The organism is Acinetobacter sp. TUM15071, assembly GCF_008980925.1.
Lineage (GTDB): Bacteria > Pseudomonadota > Gammaproteobacteria > Pseudomonadales > Moraxellaceae > Acinetobacter > Acinetobacter dispersus.
The window spans coordinates 1-20,979 of sequence record NZ_BKGB01000031.1; the positions used below are offsets into that span (position 1 = coordinate 1).

Consider the following 20,979-nt stretch of genomic DNA (forward strand, 5'->3'; position numbering starts at 1 on the left):
ATACATATAGTTTTATATGTTATATTTTAAAACCAAAGAGACAAGGAATGACAATGTCTAAAATTCAACTGAAACACTTTATTAACGGCGAATATGTAGAAGCAAAAGGAACGGAATATTTTGACCTTGTGAGTCCTGTGACAGGAAAAGTCTGTGCAGAATCACCCAATGCTACAGATGCCGAAGTTGATGCAGCGTATGCGGCAGCAAAACAAGCTTTTAAAATTTGGGGCCGTAGTACACCAGCAGTTCGCCAAAAAGCCCTACTTGATTTAGCAGATGCAGTTGAAGCAAATGCTGATCGTTTAGTTGAAGCACAAAGTCGTAACACTGGACAACTTAAGCATCTCATTGCCTCTGAAGAAGTCGCCGTCTCTGCAAATCAAATTCGTTTCTTTGCCGGTGCTGCGCGTTTACTCAATGGTTCTGCAACTGGCGAATATTTAGAAGGTTTAACCTCAAGTATCCGTCGTGAACCTGTAGGCGTTGTCGGTCAGGTTACCCCATGGAATTATCCGTTAATGATGGCAGTCTGGAAAATCGCGCCTGCATTGGCAGCAGGTAATACTGTTGTCTTAAAACCAAGTGATACAACACCAGAAAGTACACTGCTGTTGGCAGAAATTGCAGCACCATTTTTCCCTAAAGGCGCTTTCAATGTGGTATTAGGTCGTGCTGATGTTGGTTCTAAAGTCGTGTCACACAAGACCCCTGCACTGGTTTCTATTACAGGTTCAGTTCGTGCTGGTTTGCAGGTTGCTGCTTCTGCTGCAGCGAACTTAGCCAAAGCACATCTCGAATTAGGCGGAAAAGCACCAGTCTTGGTCTTTGCAGATGCGGATATTGATAAAGCAGTTGAAATGATTGCCTTGACTGGTTTCTTTAATGCAGGTCAAGACTGTACCGCAGCAACACGTGTCATCGTAGAAGAATCTGTGCATGAGGAATTTTTAGCAAAACTGGTGACAGCTGCAAAAAATACGCGTTTTGGTGAACCTGATGACCAAGATGCACTCTATGGCCCATTAAACAACGCCAATCAATTAAAAAATGTACAGACGTTTATTCAAAAGCTCCCTGCTCACGCCAAAGTTGAAACAGGTGGAAAGCATGCTGATCGCCCAGGATTCTATTTTGAAGCAACCGTAATTAGCGGTTTACAACAACAGGATGAAGCTATTCAAAACGAGATTTTTGGACCAGTAATTACTGTACAAAAATTTAAAGATGAAGATGATGCTGTGGAAAAAGCCAATGATGTTGAATATGGCCTTGCTTCAAGTGTCTGGACCACCAACCACGCACGCGCGACTCGCCTCTCTCGTGAACTCGATTTCGGCACAGTTTGGATCAACACACATATTCCTTTAGCGGCAGAAATGCCTCATGGTGGTTTCAAAAAATCAGGATATGGAAAAGATCTATCTGGTTATGGATTCGAAGAATACACGCGTATCAAGCATGTCATGAGCTCAAATGAATAATAAAAATAGATATAAATAGGAGCATAGAATGAATTCTCAGGAAGCCAAACGCTTTGTTAGCAAGGCCCATCATGTATTATTTAATTTACATGATCCCCGTGCTTTAGATCGTTATTTTTCTCAAGACTTTATCGAACATTCACCGCTGGTTGCTGATGGCCTGGCAGGACTCCGCCAACTGATTCAGGATTGTCCCAACATCAAGCATGAGCAGTTTCGCGTACTCGGTGATGGTGATTTAGTTGCAATTCATGGCCGTTTTCTTGGACTGGATGAAACACCTTTGGTTGGATTCGATATTTACCGCGTCAAAGATGACAAAATCGTCGAACACTGGGATGGACTTGTTGCCGAAGCTCAGCCAAATATCAGTGGCCGTACGCAACTTGATGGACCCACACTCGTTGATAGTAATACCGATATCGAAACAAACCGCAGAATTATTCAATCCTTTTTTCAAAAAGCTTTGATTGATGGAGAATACGAGACTTTTAGAGCCTATACTGAAGGTGATCAATTCTTGCAACATAGTCCAGATATTGGTGATGGTGTAAACTCGGTTATTGATTTCTTGAACAAAATCCGTAATCAAGGAGAAGGTTTGGTATACTCCAAAACACACCGAACCATTGCCGATGGTCAGTTTGTATTGACTCATTCTGAAGGCAGCATCGCAGGAAATCGACACGCCTATTTTGAATTATGGCGTCTTGAAAACGGTAAAATTGCCGAGCTCTGGGATGCCATACCTGCTGTTCCAGAGGATGAAATGGCAATTCACAATTTTGGCGTGTTTTAATCCCTGATCCGTATCATTAAGCGAAGTCCTTAAACTTAGCTTCTAGAGAACCAGCTATGTCAGCATATACGATAATCTTTGCACCGATCACACAATCAACTCGCTCTGAACAAGTGGTTGAACGTTTAGAGAATGCGATTATCTCAGGACTGCTCAAAAGTCAGGAGCAGCTTCCCAATGAAGCTGACTTAGCGCGTTTAATGGGTGTTTCACCGATTACAGTGCGTGAAGCTTTAACAACTTTACGCGTCAAAGGTCTAATTGATACACGACGCGGCCGCAATGGTGGCAGCTTTATTTGTGAATTACCTGCTGATTTACGTTTAAGCCTGCATCCATTGCGTCAGGCATCGACAGAGTATCTCGCTGATTTAGGTGAGTTTCATAGTGCGATTTTAAGTCATAGTGCTTATTTGGCGTCCCAGAGAACCACAGAAGCTGATCTTGATAAAATTAGCACATTGATTGAACAGTTTACTCAGGCCCATGAGGCAGATATACGTGCTCAACTGGATTTGCGTTGCTTACTCAGCTTGACTTCATTTGCACAGTCCGCACGGCTGGCAAATCAAGAACTCGCGTTACAAGCAGAATGGGCCCCACTTATTGCTGTTTTGTACCAAGATGATGACTTTCATCAAGCTGTGGTAGGCCAATACCACAAAATTTTGTCATCATTTACTCAAGGAAATGGCGATGAAGCCGTTTTGCAAACGAGAAAAATCATTTCCATGCAAACCGATCAAATGCTGCAATATAAATTATCGATCAATTAAAAAATAATAAAAGGATAATCAAGGCATTGATCGCAAGAATATGGAATTTTAGGAGTTATAAGGAATGACCCAACTTGCATATATAGAAGAGCTTCAGCAGCTGCTTCAACAAATAACAGATGAAACAACTTCTCTGGCAGAGATACTCGCAGATAAAACAAGTCAGATTCTATCTAAACATAAGGCTGGAAAAACCAAGGACATTAAGCTTTCTACAACAGAGCGTAAAGAGCTCCAACAGGAAATAAAAGCAGCTCTGCATCAAAGCCAGTATTGTCAAGGTATGGGTTTCGCCAGTTATAGCGCTGCAACGAGCACTGAACAGGAATACTGGACATTAGAATGGTGGTATAAAAAAGAAAATCAATTACAGCAAGCACAACTCGAAAACTACCAAAACGCGCAACGTTTTTTAGATTTCCGGACATTTGAATGGTTCCATCAACCTGCCGAGAATAAACAACCCTGTTTCTACGGCCCCTACGTCGATTACATCTGTAACGGCGCTTATACCATTACGATGGCCCATCCAGTCATGATTCGAGACCAGTTTATTGGCGTTATTGCGATTGATGTGCTCGTCTCTGCACTAGAGAAAGTCTTACTTCCCAAGCTTAAAAATATCCAGCAAAAAGCGGTTATCACCAATAATACTGCTCGAGTCATTACCTCAAATGATATCAGTATCAGGACTGGGACATTATTGAAGAACTTAACCGATAAATATACAAGTTCTGTTACCAGTCAGTCGTTAAGGTTGGTCGTGATTTAGTACTCACTTGTTCTAAATTAAACGCTTAACCATCTCTTTCGCATAAGTTTTTTCTTTTTGGCTTGTCAAAAAAATAAGCCAAGGGAGTTTTTTGCCTAAAAATTACAAGTTTTTCTGGATAGAAAAGCGCAATAAATCAGGTTGAAGGAATATGGAACAAGAATCTGCCTCTCTTAAAAAGCTTTCATTGTGGCAAGTCACTGTGATCGGTATTGCCTACATGACCCCCATGACCGTATTTGATACCTTTGGCATTGTTTCAGGAATCACCCACGGCCATGTTCCGCTGGCTTATTTATTAGCACTGACCACAATGCTATTAACTGCATTTAGCTATGCACGATTTAGTAAACATTCAGAAAAAGCAGGTTCTGCCTATACCTACACCACTGAAAGTATTGGTCCTAAAAGTGGTCTGTTCGTCGGTTGGTGTACCTTACTTGATTATTTATTATTGCCTTTAATTAACGTTTTACTTGCAGCCATTTATTTAACTGCCCTCATTCCCAGTGTTCCCTATTGGTTTTGGGTGGTCATCTCTGCTGGTTTAGTCACTTTAGTCAATTGCTTCCGTATTCGTTTACTCGCGAACATCAGCCTGATTTTTGTATTCGCCCCTATTATCCTGATGATTATTTTTGTGTATTTAGTCATTCAAGGGATTGGAAATACGCAAGGTTATGAATATGTACTGACTTTAAATCCTTTGTGGACTGGTCCGCAGGAGTTATTGCCTCTGGTTGCAGGCGCCTCTGTACTCTGTTTTTCTTTTTTGGGTTTTGATGCAGTTACAACCCTCTCCAATGAAACCAAGAATCCCACCAAAACGATTCCTTATGCTGTCCTTCTCACCACACTTTTTGGCGGCATGATCTTCTTTACCGCATCATGGTTCATTCAACTGTACTATCCAACCAATGCCCGTTTTCACCATCCATCTGAGGCACTTCCAGAAATCGTACTGTATGTCGGTGGTGCTTTATTCCAGTCGATTTTCTTATGCGGGCAAATTATGAATACCGTGGCCTCAGGACTCGCATCACATGCCAGTGCATCTCGACTACTCTATATCATGGGCAAAGATAATATTTTCCCCAGAAAGTACTTTGGAACACTTCATGCGGCTTTAGGTACACCATTTTTCTCGGTATTATTTGTCGGATTTATCTCATTAAGCGCTATTTTCTTAAATCTTGCGCAAGTAATCAGCCTGATTAGTTTTGGTGCACTGGTTGCGTTTACCGCGGTCAACTTCTCGGTATTCATCAAGTTTTATGTCAAAGAAAAGCAGCGTTTAGGATTTAAAAATAAGTTTTTTAATCTCTTTTTACCTCTTATTTCTGTGATCAGTATTCTGTGTCTCTGGATCAATCTAGACTCATCGGCCTTAAAATTTGGAAGCTGTTGGCTGGCTATTGGTCTGCTGATATTTATTTACAAGTTGATGAAAAAGCAAAATATGACTCTAACTAACACCTGTTAAATTGTTTATCAATATCAACTGAATCAGCTATTTGCCCCTTGTGTAAAGGGGCAAATAAGCGCATTTAGAAATTGGCCAACTCAAATGTTTAGCTCAATCCTCTTATACTGCAAACGTGTATTCGTAGATTAAAAAATCTAGAATGGGTAATGCGGTGCTTGTGCCTGAATCGTCATCCACTGCCATTGGGTAAACTCATCAGCATTTGCAGGTCCACCAATCCGTGTACCATTGCCTGATGCTCCAAATCCACCGAATGGATTCACTGTTTCATCATTTACCGTTTGATCATTAATATGTAATAAACCAACATTTAGTTGTTGTCCAAGTTGCATAGCACGGCCAACATTGGCAGTAATAATGCCCGCCGAAAGCCCATAATCGCCTTCATTTGCAAGTTCAATTGCCTGTTCATCGGTGCTAAAAGGAATCAAGACTGCCACTGGACCGAAGATTTCTTCAGTAAAAATCGGATTGTCTTGCTTTACATCTGCCAATACCGTTGGCTCAAAGAAAACCCCTTTCGCCTGCCCACCGACTTCCAGTTTTGCACCATGCGCAATCGCATCTTTAACCAGTTGCTCGACACGTTGCGATTGTTTGGCATTAATCAGTGGACCAATCGTGACATCACTTTGCAAAGGATTACCCACGACAAAATTTTTGACCTTTTCAATGACACGTTGTTTGACTTGATGATAGATATTTTCCTGAATCAAGATTTTTCCAGATGTCATACAAATTTGACCTGAATGCAAAAACGCACCCCAAGCAATATTCTCAGCAGCCAGTTCAATGTCTGCATCATCTAAAATAATCAAAGAGTTCTTACCGCCTAACTCGAGTGATACTTTTTTCAGTGTTTTAGCTGCATTGGCACCCACAATACGACCAACATGAGTGGAGCCAGTAAATTGGATGCTGGCAATATTTTTGTCCAATGTTAGTGCTTCACCAACTTCTGCACCACCAGGTAAAACGTGTAATAGTCCCTGTGGTAAACCCGCCAATTCAAAAATTCGGGCAATTGCATAACCACTACAGACCGCAGTGCGCTCATCGGGCTTAAGCACAACTGCATTTCCCAGTGCTAATGCAGGCGCAACCGCACGTAGTGCAAGATATAATGGAAAATTAAACGGCGAAATCACTCCAACGACACCTAGAGGAACACGTCTTGCTAAACTTAATTTACCTTGAGAAGTCGGCAATAATGTGCCCTGATCAGCCGCAGGTAATCCAATACAATGCTTTAATACCTGTATCGAAATATTAACCTCAAAACCTGCTTTTAATTGTAGAGAACCGCTTTCTTTTACCAACCATTCAATAATTTCAGCTTGATGCTCCGTCAAAATCTGAACTGCGCGTTCGAACACCACCTGACGTTCTTGATAACTCAGCGCCCACCATTGCTTTTGTGCAAGCTTTGCTTGTTGCGCAGCATCTGCAATATCTGCTGCTGAGGCATAGCCGATCTGGCCTAATGACTCGCCCGTTGCAACTTCAACCACTTGATAACCGTTCTTGGCGGATTGCCATGTACCACGAAATAATTTTTGATCCCAAATTTCTTTTGTTAAAATAGACATCATGACCTCATTGTATTTTCTTAACCAATACATTCAATTTAGGCATCTTGTTTTCCTAAAATGAGATGAACGCTTCTTACTAATAGTGCTCTGTGTTTATTCACACTGAACGATATTTTAAGTTTCATCATGTGCTGATATTGAATGGGAAGCTGTTGTCTTTTTTTGACTAAACGGTATTTGTTATTAGAACTGACAGGAAAGCATAAATAAGCCAAGTCATTGAAATATCGGCTTCATTCTGCGTTTGGTTTAATCTGATGCTCTGCCTGAAAAGCTTGATAGGTCCTCCGTTCAGCAGATTCTTCTGCTAAAGGTGCCACCTCTATCATCGTGTTTAAACAACGCTGCGCCAAGTAAATATATTCTTGGGTCCCTTTGATTTTCCATGCGCGTTCTTGTTCTGATAAATCTCGCACAACTTTTGCTGGACTGCCCATTGCCAATACATTGGCAGGAATTTTATCTTTGGTTTTCACCAGACTATTTGCACCAATAATGGTATTTTCACCAATTTCAGCATAATCCAGTATCACACTATTCATGCCAATCAAGGCATTTTGACCAATACGACAACCATGCAACGTCGTAGCATGGCCAATATGCCCCATTTCTTCAACGAGAGTTATACTTTGCGGAAAACCATGAATGATGCAACTGTCTTGTACATTGGCATTCTGTTTGATATGAATGCGACCAAAATCAGCCCGCAGTGAAGCAAAAGGTCCAATATAAACACCTGCCTCAATAATCACATCGCCAATCAACACCGCTGTAGGATGTACAAATGCACTGGGATGAACGACTGGAATCACACCATCAATACTGTAACAAGGCATCATTCACTCTCTCATTATTTTGGTTCAAACCACCAAAACGGCGCCAAAAATGTGCCGTTGCATTTGGCATAGGTCCTTCTGATGTTGCAGCAACCGACAAGAAATAGTCATCTGCAGCCTCAAATACCTTCTTATAAATATTCATGGATAAAGTACGTGCATTGACTGCTGGCCAATCTGCTGACAACAATTCTAAGGGCAAAGCAGGATCTTTCAGTAAAATTCGACGATAGTAATGAATCAGTAAGGTTCGGATCTGAAAAGCTTGAATCGGTTCAATGCTCTCATCGTCCTGCATTAAAATCACGCCAATCTCCCGAAACATATCTAGAAATTGCAGATAGCGTTGTCGTAACTCATCAATCGGCCAATTGGTCTCTAACATGCGAGCGATAGTTTCAGTTGAATTATTAAATAACTGTAAGGTCTCTGCCTTAAACACCACCACCTGTTCACTCATGTTCAAATCAATTAATAGCTTTTGTAATTGCAGTCGATTAAAGCCTGGATAAGCCATAAGATTGGTTGAAATATTGGCAAAACCTAACCATTCCAACTCTTTCTTTAAAAATGCTTTATTGTCAGTATCCAGACTCGACATTAGAATCAGATCCCAAGAGTGATCCCATTCCTTCATCTGATCATTATAAATCCGTTGCTCTGCTTGCAAGTATTTTGCTCGACTGGCATCGGTAATCCGATAAAAGCTGGTTCTACCAATTTTATCTGAACCTAACCAATCACTTTTCACTAGACGGAAAACTGAAGTCCTTACAGCACGATCATTAAAATCAAAAAGCTCCATTAGCTGAATCAAGCTTGCAAGGCTGATGTTGCCTCCTCGATGCAGGACTGAATCTCCAAAAATAGTAGAAATCAGCGAAGTTCCGCTTAAAGTCTCATTCTTAATAATCGAATCAATAATTTGCTGTAATTTTACACTCATACCCATGTCTTAGCGTTTAAGATTCAGGATATAGATTCTATACCCTGAATGATCATAATGTTAAGCAATCTGACGCATATCGATTACCCGTTTTGCTTTACCTTCAGAGCGAGGCAAAGTCAGTTCATTCACTACTTCCACCGTGACTGAAATCCCAATCATGGTTTTAATCCGTTGCATCAGCTGCTTAGCCAGTTGCTGTGCTTGCTGATCACAGTTATGACACATTTCTGTACGGATATGCAAAGTATCCATATGCCCTTTCTTCGCGACCAGAATTTCATAATTCGGCACTAAACTTGGCACCTGAAGAATTTGTTCTTCAATTTGAGTTGGAAATACATTTACCCCACGAATAATCAGCATATCATCACTACGCCCTACAATCTTGTCCATACGACGCATCGCCATGTTCTGACCTGCCAATAAACGAGTTAAATCGCGGGTACGATAGCGGATAATCGGCAAACCTTCTTTGGTAATAGTAGTGAATACCAGTTCGCCCAATTCACCATCCTTACACACTTCACCTGTTTCAGGGTTAATGATCTCAGGATAAAAGTGATCTTCCCAAATGGTTAAGCCTTCACCTTCATTCAGGCACTGCATCGCAACACCCGGCCCCATGATCTCAGATAAGCCGTAAATATCTAATGCCTTGATATTCAAACGCTCTTCGATTTCACGACGTAACTCATTTGTCCAAGGTTCAGCACCAAAAATACCTACTTTTAAAGAGGTATTCCGTGCACTACCCAACTGTTGCTCTAGTTTTTCAATAATGCTCACACAGTATGATGGCGTCACCATAATCGCTGTCGGTTTAAAGTCCTGAATCAGTTGAACCTGTTTTTCGGTTTGACCACCTGACATCGGAATCACGGTTGCACCCAAGCGCTCCGCACCATAATGCGCACCTAAACCACCAGTAAATAAACCATAACCATAGGCAACCTGAATCATATCCTTGGCACTTAGACCTGCCATACGTAGGCAACGCGCCACGATATCTGACCAAGTATGAATATCTTTTTGGGTATATCCAACTACGGTGGGTTTGCCTGTTGTCCCAGAAGAAGCATGTAAACGAACAATTTGTTCCTGCGGCACAGCAAACATACCAAACGGATAGTTATCTCTTAGATCCTGTTTGGTTGTAAATGGAAACTTTGCGAGATCATCCAATGTCACAAAGTCATCGGGATGTACACCAGCATCATCGAACTTTTTCTTGTACACTGGGCTATTGGCATAAACATAGGTCAATGTTTCCTTTAACCGTTTGGTTTGAAGTGCTCGCAATTCCGCTAGCGTCATTTTTTCTACATTATCTATAATTTGGCTATCCACTGCCGTATCTCCTATGTCGTTATTACACGAGAACCATCTACATTAAGTTAAATTTTCTAAAATAAGGGCCACACCTTGGCCGACACCAACACACATGGTGCACAGTGCATATTGACCACCACGTCTTTTTAATTCTCTGGTGGCAGTAATCACCAAACGAGTTCCGCTCATACCCAGTGGATGTCCAAGGGCAATCGCACCACCGTTCGGATTAACACGTGCATCATCATCTTTTAAACCCAACTCACGCATACAGGCCAAAGACTGGGCTGCAAATGCCTCGTTCAGCTCAATCACATCCATTTGATCTAAGCGAAGACCTGTTTGTTTTAAAAGTTTCTGAACTGCTGGCACAGGCCCAATGCCCATATATTTTGGCTCAACACCTGCACTTGCAATCGCCACCACACTTGCCAAAGGTTTTAATCCGTGGCTATCGGCAAACTGACGATTGGTTAATAACACACAGGCCGAACCATCATTGACACCAGATGCATTTCCCGCAGTGACTGAACCACCCTCTTTACGGAATGGGGCTTTGAGTTTTGCCAAACCCTCTAGGCTAGTCTCTGCTCTTGGATGCTCATCTTGACTAAAAATAGTGATGTTCTTTTTACGATCGACCAGTTCAACGGGCAAGATTTCATCTGTAAAAAAACCATTTTGTTGCGCCACTGCCACTTTTTGTTGACTACGGATCGCAAACTCATCCTGATCTTGTCGGCTAATCTGGTATTTCTCAGCCACATTCTCAGCCGTTTCAGGCATGCTGTCGGTGCCATATTCGGCTTTCATCTTTTTATTAACAAAACGCCAGCCAATCGTGGTATCAAATATTTCCGGACTGCGTCCAAATGCTTCAGTTGGCTTGGCTTGAACAAAGGGTGCTCGGCTCATTGACTCCACGCCACCTGCCAGTACAAATTGAGACTCGCCAGATTTAATTGAACGTGCAGCCAAGCCGACTGCATCTAAACCAGATGCACATAAACGATTCACTGTCATTGCAGGAACAGCTTCAGGTAAACCAGCCAATAAGGTTGCCATACGCGCCACATTACGGTTATCTTCACCCGCTTGATTGGCACAGCCTAAAAACACTTCATCCAATTCTTGCCAAGGTAAATCAGCATGCTTTTCTTTTAAATATTTAATCGGCAATGCCGCAAGATCATCAGTACGCACTGAACTTAATGCACCTGCATAGCGACCAATTGGGGTACGAATAAAATCGCAAATTAAAACGTCTTCCATGTTGACTCCTGTCTATGCAAAGGCTTTTGAATAATCAGCGCGAATACACTGCTGCTTCGCCACGTATTGTTTGAGATAAAGACTTGCACGATATTTTTCTTCGCCATAGATGGCATATAAATTGTTTAGCGTTGCCAAGACGTATTCAGCACCCAATTGCATCATCCATTGATACGGCCCTTTAGGATAGTTCACTCCATATTTCATGGCATTATCAATATCTTCCATACTCGCAACACCATGCAGACTTGCTTCACAGGCTTCATTAATCAGTAAAACAATAGTACGCAAGGTTAATAGTGCTGGATGATCACTGATCCAAAGTACCTTGATCTGGGATTGGGCAAAGAAATCCTCAACAGTTGCAAGATCATCCGCTTGGCAAAGATGGTTATGGCTAAGAACCACCGCCTGTGCCTGTTCAAAATGATGATGCCAATCCATCAATACCGTTTTACGATTTGGATAATCGATATTGACAGATTCTCCATGACTTAGACGCAAATCAACATCATCAATTTGGATGATATTTTCATTGCTTGCTAAAGCACGACTTAAGCCCAGACGTTCTAATAAATGCGGGCATTGCGCCCATGTACCTTTGACTTGAACATCAGCATGAAAAGACGGCGCAGTAATAAGCTGAGGCTGAAAAGTCGCATACTGATTTTTTTCATCATAGCGATAAAAGCCTTGCTTTGATTTACGTCCCCATGTACCAGCATCAACCAATTCTTTCTGAATCAGGCTTGGGCGATAACGCGGTTCATAAAAGAAGGCTTCATAAACACTTTGAGTGACTGAGAAATTAACATCTTGCCCAATTAAATCAGTTAACTCACACGGCCCCATCGCAAAACCACCGCACTGCTTTAATGCATAGTCGAGCTGGTCATATGTAGTGACCTGTTCTTGCAAGGCGCGAAATGCTTCTGCATAAAACGGACGGGCAATACGATTGACAATAAATCCAGGCGTTGACTTGGTTAAGACAGGAATTTTGTTCCAAGCCAGCATGAGCGTTCTTAATGACTGACATAAAACTTCCGTTGTTTTTAAACCTTGTACAATTTCGACCAACTTCATCACAGGTGCAGGATTAAAGAAATGCAGTCCAACCACTCGCTCAGGATGTGGAACAGCAGATGCGATTGCTGTCACTGAAATAGAGGAGGTATTGGTGGCTAAAATAGTTTGGTCATTACAAATCGTCGCCAACTGCTTGAACAAAGATTGTTTCACTTCCAGCTTTTCAACCACCGCTTCTATCACCAAATCGACACTTGCCAATGCTTCGATTTGATCCGCAATGGTCAAACGTGAAAGTGCTTGCTGTGCCTGCTCAGAGGTTAGCTTGCCTTTTTCTGTCAACTTCGCGAAGGTCTGATGCAATCCATCAACCGCCTGTTTGGTCTTTTCACGATCGAGATCGTAGAGAATAGTCGAATGACCATTGACGATCGCCAATTGAGCAATGCCAATCCCCATTGTTCCAGAGCCAATCACGGCAATTTTGGCATGAGACAAATCTAGATTCATCATGCTTAGCGCCCCTGAAAGTCAGGCTCACGCTTATTCATGAAAGCTTGTACCCCTTCACGATAATCTTCTGAGCGCCCTGCGATACGTTGTAAATCTCGCTCCAAGAACATCTGTTCATCAAAGCTGTTATTACTGGATTGGTGGATGGCTTTTTTGATCAGTGATAGACCAAAGGTCGGCTGTTTGGCTAAACGTTCTGCCAGTTCAGTGACTTTTGATTTCAGCTCAGCATCTTCGGCAACATCCCAAATCATGCCCCATTCTTTTGCTGTTTCCGCAGGAAGTTTATCTCCTAACAAAGCCAACCCCATTGCACGGGCTTGTCCTACTGCACGTGGCAGGAACCAGGTTCCACCTGAGTCAGGAACCAGACCTAAACGACAAAATGCCTGTACAAAGTTGGCAGATTTCGCTGCGACAACCAAATCACAAGCCAAAGCGATATTTGCACCTGCACCCGCTGCCACACCATTTACCGCACAGATCACAGGCTTGGGCATATTGACAATCATTTTGATCAGCGGATTATAGTAGGTTTCAATCGAGTAACCTAAATCAGGCGCAGCAGCATTTGGATCAACCACACGATCGCCAAGATCTTGCCCTGCGCAGAAACCGCTGCCTTCACCACTAATCACCACACAACGAATATCTTGGTTTTTACTCCAAAAGCCCAAGACCTCAGCGACTTCACGGTGCATATCCACGTTAAAACTATTCAGTGCCTTTGGTCGATTAAAAGTTAAATAACCAACAGCATTCTTTTCTTCTACAATAATATTTTGATAGTCCATCATTCACCTCTAAATACAGGCTTTCTTTTTTCAAAGAATGCGTTAATTCCTTCTTTTCGATCGTTTGTTGCCGCCAACCAAACAAAATTCTGGCGTTCAAGCTTTAATCCCTGACTCAGTGTTGTCTCATGAATACTTTTGATCGATTGTTTAATTACCCGAATCGCCAAGGGTGCTTGTTGAGCAATTTTCTTGGCTAATTGAATGGCATATTCCACAGTTAATGCTGTAGGGACCACTTCGCTGCAAATACCGTGTTGCTCTGCCTGTTGTGCCGAAAGCATTTCGCCTGTCATCGCCCAGCGCATGGTCAATTGTTGCCCGACTAAGCGTGCTAAACGTTGTGTGCCGCCAGCACCTGGTAACATGCCTAAACCAATTTCTGGCAAGGCGAATTTGGCATTTTCACCACAAAGTACGATATCTGTGTGTAAAACCAGTTCAAATCCCGCACCCAAGGCATAACCATTCACAGCTGCAATAATTGGTTTACTAAACGCATCAATCTTCTGCCATAGTTTTGGACGGATATCGAGTTGCAAGGCCACTGAATCCATTTCTGCTAACTCAGCAAGATCAGCACCTGCTGCAAAACAATATTGATTGCCTGTTAGAACAATGGCTTTGACTCTGGCATTGTGTTCTGCCTCTTCGAGCAATTCGCATAAATATTGCAAGGTCGCATTATTTAAAGCATTCCGTTTTTCAGCACGATTGAGGGTTAATAGCATTACACCATCAATTGTTATTTCGGCTTTGATCAGCTCTTGCATAGCCACCTCTACTCATCAAAGCTCAAACGGACATTTGAGCCTTTAGGTAAAGTTTGGCAGCTCAGCACATAGCCCTTTTCGACTTCATCATCTTCAAGACTGTAGTTCAAGAACATATCAACATCACCAGAGAGCACCTTACAACGACAGGTCGCACACACCCCGCCTTTACATGCATAAGGTAAATCTGCACCTGCACGTAATGCTGCATCTAAAATGCTTTCGTCGTCTTGAGACACTGACACGATCAGTTCACGACCATCCAGTACAATATTGACTTGTTCTTCCTTACGATTCGCATCGGCATCGACTGCTCGTTTACGGACATGACCAGTATTAAAACGTTCAGTATGAATCTTGTCTTTGCTTAAACCATAGGTCGGTAACAGTCTTTCGACTGTGTCCATCATTTCATCTGGGCCACAGGCAAAAACATGATCAAAATTGCTTTCTAATACATCATGATCAAACAATTGCTTTAATTTTGTTTCATCTATTCGCCCATTCATCAACTCACTTTCGTTGAATTCACGGGAAAAAATATTGATCAACTGGAAGCGTTCTTTAAATTGATCTTTCAAATCCATAATTTGCTCAGCAAACATGGTCTGTTTCCATGAACGATTACCATAGAGCAAGGTAAAATTCGATGTCGGTTGTTCAAACAAAACCTGTTTAATGATCGACAAAATTGGGGTAATACCACTGCCCGCAGCAACACCTAAAAATGCTTGACCGCCCGATCTGGCTGCTTTTTGGAAAAAAACACCCTGTGGTGGCATCACATCAAGAACATCGCCAACTTTTAGATAATCATTGGCCCAATTTGAGAATTGACCTTGATCCATCTTTTTCACTGCGATACTGATATCTTCTTTCGGTGCATAACTACAGATCGAATAGCAACGACGAATCTCACCTGCCTCAGTTAAATGGCGAATCGTTAAATGTTGACCTGGCTGAAATTTAAATTGTTCTTGTTGCTCAGGCACAAGATCAAACGCAATACAAATGGCCTGATCTGTCTGAGGTGTAATACTTTTTACTTTTAAGGGAATAAATTGGCTCATGGCTGATTTCCTTATCTAAAACTTTAAATACATTTAAAATAATCAAAGGGCTCAAGACAGTCCTGACATTTGTACAAGGCCTTACACGCGGTCGAACTAAACTCCGTGAGCAGCTTGGTATTTCGACTTTTACACCGCGGACACACCACACCATCTTTTAAATGAACATGTGTTCCACACTGATGTGCTAAACCCTCTGGCGGCGCGATACCATAGTCTTGTAACTTCTTCTTGCCTATTTCAGACATCCAGTCGGTTGTCCATGCTTCAGATAAATCAACAATCACCTTTGCGGGAGTGAGGTCTTCTGCTGCCAACGCCTCGACAATCTGCGCTTTTAATAGATCTGTTGCAGGACAGCCACTATAGGTAGGTGTTAATCGAACAATAATTTCTTGCTGATCATTCAGTTCCACCCCACGAATCATGCCCAAATCCACTACAGATAAAGCAGGAATCTCAGGATCACTGACCGTTTGCAGAACATCCCAACATTGATCGATACAATGACGAATCATTTGCATGGCTCAACTCCTTGTCTTACCAAGTCATTTCAGGATAAGTACGTTGAATGGCCTGCATTTCAGCCAACAAATATCCTAAATGTTCCGTATGTAGACCCTGTTTGGCACCACGGCGATAAGCACCATTTACAGGAACTGTCAGCTCAAATCGTTTTAATTCTTCAGCAATTGTCTTGTCCCATTGTGCTTTTTCATTAGACAAGTCACTGATTAAACCCTGCTCAACCAGTACATATTCTTCAGCCGTCAACTCAAACAACTCTGCACTAAAACGCCACAAGCTATCTAATGCGACCTGTACACGTTGATGTGCCTCTGCTGTACTTAAGCTCAGACGCTCCATCCAACTGGTTGAAAAGCGAATGTGATATTTCACTTCTTTTAATGATTTCATTGCCAACGCAGCAATCTCAGCTACTGCACTTTTGCTTAAAGAGGTCATTAATAACAAGTGATAATGATCCATTAACCATTGGCGTACGATGGTTTGAGCAAAATCACCATTTGGCTGTTCACAAATCAATAAATTGAGAAATTCACGTTCTGAACGGAAGTAAGCCAATTGATCTTCATCACGCTGTGCCTCTTCATATTGCCCAGCTAAGGTTAAAAAGTTTCTCGATTGCCCAAGCAGATCCAGACCAATATTTGCCAAGGCAATATCAATCTCTAGCTCTGGTGCATGACCGCACCATTCCGCTAAACGTTGCGCCAATACCAACTGGCTATCGCCAATATGTAATAAGAACTTAGATAAAATAGGATTATTCATTTCCATACTCCCTTACATATGCTCGATGCCATCAGGAATATGATAGAACGTAGGGTGACGATAAACTTTGTCTAGCGCTGGTTCGAAAAATTCAGCTTTTTCATCTGGCTGTGATGACTTAATCAATTCAGAACGAACCACCCAAATACTGATTCCCTCATTACGACGGGTGTACACATCGCGTGCATGTTGCAATGCAATTTCATCATCAGATGCTCTTAAGCTACCGACATGGCGATGACTTAGACCTTGTTTGCTACGAATAAATACTTCGTAAAGCGACCAGTTATTTTTATCTTCCATTTTGATGTCCTCAATTTTGTCCATAAATTTTGCTTAAGCGACTTGCGTTACGGCTTGCTGCTTTTTCGCGTAGATAACAGCTGCATCTCGAACCCATTTACCGTTTTCCCAAGCTTTGCGTCGTGCTTCTATACGCTCGTGGTTACATGGACCTCGACCAGCAATAACTTCATTGAATTCGTGCCAATTGATTTCACCGTGGATATAACGTCCCGCTTCTTCATCCCACTTCAAATCAGGATCTGGAACGTCTAAACCAAGCTGCAAAATTTGAGGAACTGTGTTATCGACAAACTTTTGACGTAAATCATCGTTACTGAATCGTTTAACTTTCCAAGCCAGACTTTGCGCACTGTTTGGAGAATGTTCATCACTTGGCCCAAACATCATCAGTGCTGGCCACCAAAAGCGATTTACAGCGTCTTGTGCCATTTGTTTTTGTTCAGGTGTTCCAGCGGCTAGTACCATCATGGCTTCAAAACCTTGACGTTGATGAAAGCTTTCCTCTTTACAGATACGCACCATGGCACGTGCATATGGGCCATAAGAGGTACGGCACAACGCTACCTGATTCACAATCGCAGCACCATCCACCAACCAGCCAATCGCAGCTACATCGGCCCAAGTCACCGTCGGATAATTGAAAATTGATGAATATTTCATTTTTCCATCAATCAATTTTTCCATCATGTCATCACGGTCAGCGCCTAATGTTTCTGCTGCACTGTAGAGGTAAAGTCCGTGCCCTGCTTCATCTTGAACTTTTGCGAGTAGAACCGCTTTACGCTTTAAAGTCGGTGCACGCGTAATCCAGTTTCCTTCAGGTAACATGCCAACAATTTCAGAATGACCGTGTTGCCCAATTTGGCGAATCAAAGTTTTACGATAGGCATCTGGCATTTCATCTTTTGCCTCTATCGTGATGTCATTGGCAATATTTTGCTCAAATTTCTGATACTTATTTTCCATTTGTGTCTTCCCTTTAGGTCTCACCCTTAAATCCATTTTTCGATACATTAAAAATAAAGTCAATAACATTTTATGTATCATAATTTAAGATCTCTAAAAAATAGAGATACAACATTGTTTTTATTGATTATATTTAAATAATAAAAATCAACATGCTTTCTTTTCTATAAAATTAAGTTGACTTTTTATTCAATCAGCGTGAAATTATGAATCATATTTTTAGTATTTCAAAAATTGATGTATCACATAAAAATGGAGTTTTCTCATGCTTGATCAAGCACTCTTAGAAGGAATATCTAAATCAGCAGCAGAACAACAGCCTGTATCAAAAGTGATTCAGCTTGGATCTTTTGTATATGGAACGTGGCATTCAAGCCATGAAGATGCACGTACTGTTGTTCACGCCATTAGCAATGAGACAATTTATACTGTCAGCAGTCATGGCATAGATATGCAACAGGTTGTTGAATATGCCAAGCAGAATGGTGCAACACTGGCAAATTGGACCTTCCATCAACGTGCCAATGCTTTAAAACAAATTGCACAGCACCTACTTGAGCACAAAGAAGATTTTTATCAGCTTGCCTATGCAACAGGTGCAACACGCAAAGATGCCTGGATTGATATTGAAGGTGGAATTCAGACCTTATTTGCTTACTCAAGTTTGGTACGACGAGAACTGAATGATGAAAAAATTATTACCGAAGACAGTTGGATTCAACTCTCAAAAAATGGCACTTTTGGCGCCAAGCATATTTTAAGCCCGAAAGCGGGTGTGGCAGTTCATATTAATGCATTTAACTTCCCAATTTGGGGAATGTTAGAAAAAATTGCCCCAACGCTATTGGCTGGCGTGCCATGTATTGTTAAACCTGCAACTGACGGTGCTCAACTCACCCAAGCAGTTGTTAAAGCGATTGAAGATACGCAACTTCTACCGAAAGGATCACTACAACTCATTTGCGGACAAATTGATGATCTTTTTGATTATCTAGGTCCACAAGATTGTGTAACCTTTACAGGCTCAGCCTATACTGGCCAAAAACTCCGTAACCACCCACATCTCAATAAATATTCAATTCCATTTAGTATGGAAGCTGATTCTGTCAATAGTGCCATCCTAAGCCCTGAAGCAGATGAAGCCACAGTTGATCTGTTTGTACGTGAAGTTTTCCGAGAAATGACCACCAAAGCTGGACAAAAATGTACGGCTATCCGCCGTGCTTTCGTACCCCAAGTACAACTTGAGCAAGTACAACAAAAGCTGATTGCTAAACTGGAAAAAGTGATTGTGGGCGATCCACAGAAACAAGACACCACAATGGGAGCATTAGCAAGCCCTAAACAAAAGTTGGATGTTGCAAACAAAGTTGCAGAACTGGCTAAAGATGCAAAAATTGTTTTTGGTGGTACAACAAATTTTAAATTTAATGCAGCTACTCCTGAAAATGGCGCATTCTTCCCACCAACACTTCTTCTCTGTGAACAACCATTGCAAGCCACGCATGTACACACCACCGAAGCCTTTGGTCCAGTCTGTACACTTATGCCATATCAATCTATTGATGAACTTGCCGATCTAGTGGCACGTGGTGAAGGTAGTCTGGTTGCATCCGTAGTTAAAAATACCCATGAAAACATTGAGCAGATTATTCAGAAAATAGCACCTTGGCATGGTCGAGTTCATATTCTGGATGAAGAATCTGCAAAAGAAAGTACAGGTCATGGCTCGCCACTACCTCATTTGATTCATGGTGGCCCTGGTCGTGCTGGTGGTGGTGAAGAACTTGGTGGAATTAGAGCAGTAAAACACTATATGCAACGAACTGCCATTCAAGGTTCGCCAAATAGTTTGACTCAAGTTACCCATTCATGGACAGCAGGCTCAAACATCAAGCAAGACCGCGTACATCCTTTTAAAAAGGATTTTGATGAACTGGTCATTGGTGAGCGTTTACTGACAGCGCGTCGTACAGTGACCGAAGCAGATATTGTCAATTTTGCCTGCTTAAGTGGTGATTATTTCTATGCACATACTGACAAAATTGCAGCAGCAGATTCATTCTTTGGCGAACGTGTCGCACATGGCTATTTTATCGTATCAGCAGCGGCAGGATTGTTCGTCGATGCCGCACAAGGCCCCGTGATTGCCAACTACGGTATGGACAACCTACGCTTTGTTGAACCGGTAAAAATTGGTGATTCTATTCGTGTTGAACTGACCTGCAAGCAAAAAACACCAAAACCACAAAAAGACTTATCACAACCTGCACATGGTGTGGTGGTATGGGATATTAAAGTGAAAAACCAACGCAACGAACTGGTTGCCACTTACGATATTCTAACACTGGTCGCTCGTGCAGCTTAATACATGAGCGTTGATGGATATGACATCGTATCCATCAACAAATCAACACTTAGTCTCTATCAATCAGGAAAGCCAATGAGCGCATATATCATTTTGATTCGTAAAGAACTGAAAAATAAAGATCAAATGAAAACCTATACATCTTTAGCACGCAAAGCGAGCCAAGGCTTTGATGCCGAACCGATTGTGTTTTATGGTCAGTCAATTGCATTAGAAAATATCGAAAGCGACGGCGTTGCCATCATTAAATTTAGCAGTATGCAGGAAGCTCAAAATTGGTATCACAGTGATGCCTATCAAGAAGCAAAAAAACACCGAGATTTGGCAGGCGAATATATAGTGATTCTGACTGAAGGATTAGACTAGACAATTCAAACGAAATTAAATTACATATTTTTTTTAATTATTTAATTTAAGAATCACTTTAAAAATTATTTTAACAATAATATAAATAGTCATGCCTATACTTTTTTAAACTCAAAATCTCCCACAGACAATGCAATGTTTATTTACATTTTATAAAAACATGAAAATTCAATAAAATATTAAAAATAAACACAATAATAACA

At 41.6% G+C, this 20,979-nt stretch carries 20 protein-coding genes; 7 read left to right on the plus strand and 13 right to left on the minus strand.

Annotated features, from left to right (window positions below):
* Positions 1–53 precede the first annotated feature (53 nt).
* From GBI66_RS18825 to GBI66_RS18845, 5 genes are all read left to right on the plus strand, one after another.
* A complete protein-coding gene (locus GBI66_RS18825; RefSeq protein ID WP_151717138.1) occupies positions 54–1,484 on the plus strand; it encodes a gamma-aminobutyraldehyde dehydrogenase in 1,431 nt (476 codons plus the stop codon).
* A gap of 28 nt (positions 1,485–1,512) precedes the next feature.
* Positions 1,513–2,283 (plus strand): nuclear transport factor 2 family protein, encoded by a 771-nt coding sequence (locus GBI66_RS18830; protein ID WP_151717139.1) that lies wholly within the window; start codon positions 1,513–1,515, stop codon positions 2,281–2,283.
* Positions 2,284–2,339: 56 nt separating this feature from the next.
* A complete protein-coding gene (locus tag GBI66_RS18835; protein ID WP_151717140.1) occupies positions 2,340–3,059 on the plus strand; it encodes a FadR/GntR family transcriptional regulator in 720 nt (239 codons plus the stop codon).
* A gap of 64 nt (positions 3,060–3,123) precedes the next feature.
* Positions 3,124–3,831 (plus strand): histidine kinase, encoded by a 708-nt coding sequence (locus GBI66_RS18840; RefSeq protein WP_151717141.1) that lies wholly within the window; start codon positions 3,124–3,126, stop codon positions 3,829–3,831.
* Positions 3,832–3,982: 151 nt separating this feature from the next.
* Entirely contained in the window at positions 3,983–5,314 is a 1,332-nt protein-coding gene (locus GBI66_RS18845) for an APC family permease (RefSeq protein WP_151717142.1), read from the plus strand.
* A gap of 137 nt (positions 5,315–5,451) precedes the next feature.
* On the opposite strand, the gene GBI66_RS18850 is transcribed toward GBI66_RS18845, so the two are convergent.
* The 13 genes from GBI66_RS18850 to paaA all read right to left on the minus strand — a co-directional run bounded on the left by GBI66_RS18850 (position 5,452) and on the right by paaA (position 18,042).
* Positions 5,452–6,906 carry a benzaldehyde dehydrogenase gene (locus GBI66_RS18850; protein ID WP_151717143.1) on the minus strand — a complete coding sequence of 485 codons (1,455 nt, stop codon included), beginning with the start codon at positions 6,904–6,906 and terminating at the stop codon, positions 5,452–5,454.
* Between the two features lie 236 nt (positions 6,907–7,142).
* Positions 7,143–7,745, minus strand: a complete 603-nt coding sequence (locus tag GBI66_RS18855; protein ID WP_151717152.1) for a DapH/DapD/GlmU-related protein — start codon at positions 7,743–7,745, stop codon at positions 7,143–7,145.
* Positions 7,726–8,697, minus strand: a complete 972-nt coding sequence (locus GBI66_RS18860) for a PaaX family transcriptional regulator C-terminal domain-containing protein (protein ID WP_151717144.1) — start codon at positions 8,695–8,697, stop codon at positions 7,726–7,728. Before GBI66_RS18860 ends, GBI66_RS18855 begins: the two co-directional genes overlap by 20 nt.
* A 54-nt stretch (positions 8,698–8,751) precedes the next feature.
* Positions 8,752–10,041, minus strand: coding sequence for a phenylacetate--CoA ligase PaaK (gene paaK, locus GBI66_RS18865; protein ID WP_151717145.1), 1,290 nt, complete (start codon positions 10,039–10,041; stop codon positions 8,752–8,754).
* Between the two features lie 42 nt (positions 10,042–10,083).
* Positions 10,084–11,295, minus strand: a complete 1,212-nt coding sequence (gene pcaF, locus GBI66_RS18870) for a 3-oxoadipyl-CoA thiolase (RefSeq protein WP_151717146.1) — start codon at positions 11,293–11,295, stop codon at positions 10,084–10,086.
* Between the two features lie 12 nt (positions 11,296–11,307).
* The gene (locus tag GBI66_RS18875) at positions 11,308–12,837 is read right to left on the minus strand and encodes a 3-hydroxyacyl-CoA dehydrogenase (protein WP_151717147.1); all 1,530 of its coding nucleotides are present in this window, start codon (positions 12,835–12,837) and stop codon (positions 11,308–11,310) included.
* Between the two features lie 2 nt (positions 12,838–12,839).
* A complete protein-coding gene (gene paaG / locus GBI66_RS18880) occupies positions 12,840–13,631 on the minus strand; it encodes a 2-(1,2-epoxy-1,2-dihydrophenyl)acetyl-CoA isomerase PaaG (RefSeq protein ID WP_151717153.1) in 792 nt (263 codons plus the stop codon).
* Positions 13,631–14,404, minus strand: a complete 774-nt coding sequence (locus tag GBI66_RS18885; protein ID WP_151717154.1) for an enoyl-CoA hydratase-related protein — start codon at positions 14,402–14,404, stop codon at positions 13,631–13,633. The genes paaG and GBI66_RS18885 overlap by 1 nt, the downstream gene beginning before the upstream one ends.
* An 8-nt stretch (positions 14,405–14,412) precedes the next feature.
* A complete protein-coding gene (locus GBI66_RS18890; protein ID WP_151717148.1) occupies positions 14,413–15,474 on the minus strand; it encodes a 2Fe-2S iron-sulfur cluster-binding protein in 1,062 nt (353 codons plus the stop codon).
* Positions 15,475–15,497: 23 nt separating this feature from the next.
* Entirely contained in the window at positions 15,498–15,998 is a 501-nt protein-coding gene (paaD, locus tag GBI66_RS18895) for a 1,2-phenylacetyl-CoA epoxidase subunit PaaD (protein ID WP_005188886.1), read from the minus strand.
* A gap of 16 nt (positions 15,999–16,014) precedes the next feature.
* Positions 16,015–16,770, minus strand: coding sequence for a 1,2-phenylacetyl-CoA epoxidase subunit PaaC (gene paaC, locus GBI66_RS18900; protein WP_151717149.1), 756 nt, complete (start codon positions 16,768–16,770; stop codon positions 16,015–16,017).
* 12 nt (positions 16,771–16,782) lie between these two features.
* The gene (gene paaB, locus GBI66_RS18905; protein ID WP_005188892.1) at positions 16,783–17,073 is read right to left on the minus strand and encodes a 1,2-phenylacetyl-CoA epoxidase subunit PaaB; all 291 of its coding nucleotides are present in this window, start codon (positions 17,071–17,073) and stop codon (positions 16,783–16,785) included.
* Positions 17,074–17,106: 33 nt separating this feature from the next.
* A complete protein-coding gene (gene paaA, locus GBI66_RS18910; protein WP_005188895.1) occupies positions 17,107–18,042 on the minus strand; it encodes a 1,2-phenylacetyl-CoA epoxidase subunit PaaA in 936 nt (311 codons plus the stop codon).
* Between the two features lie 265 nt (positions 18,043–18,307).
* On the opposite strand from paaA, the gene paaZ reads away from it, so the two are divergent.
* Both paaZ and GBI66_RS18920 read left to right on the plus strand, forming a co-directional pair.
* Positions 18,308–20,410 (plus strand): phenylacetic acid degradation bifunctional protein PaaZ, encoded by a 2,103-nt coding sequence (gene paaZ / locus GBI66_RS18915; protein ID WP_151717150.1) that lies wholly within the window; start codon positions 18,308–18,310, stop codon positions 20,408–20,410.
* A 75-nt stretch (positions 20,411–20,485) separates the two neighbouring features.
* Positions 20,486–20,776 (plus strand): DUF1330 domain-containing protein, encoded by a 291-nt coding sequence (locus GBI66_RS18920; RefSeq protein ID WP_151717151.1) that lies wholly within the window; start codon positions 20,486–20,488, stop codon positions 20,774–20,776.
* The last annotated feature ends 203 nt before the right edge of the window (positions 20,777–20,979 follow it).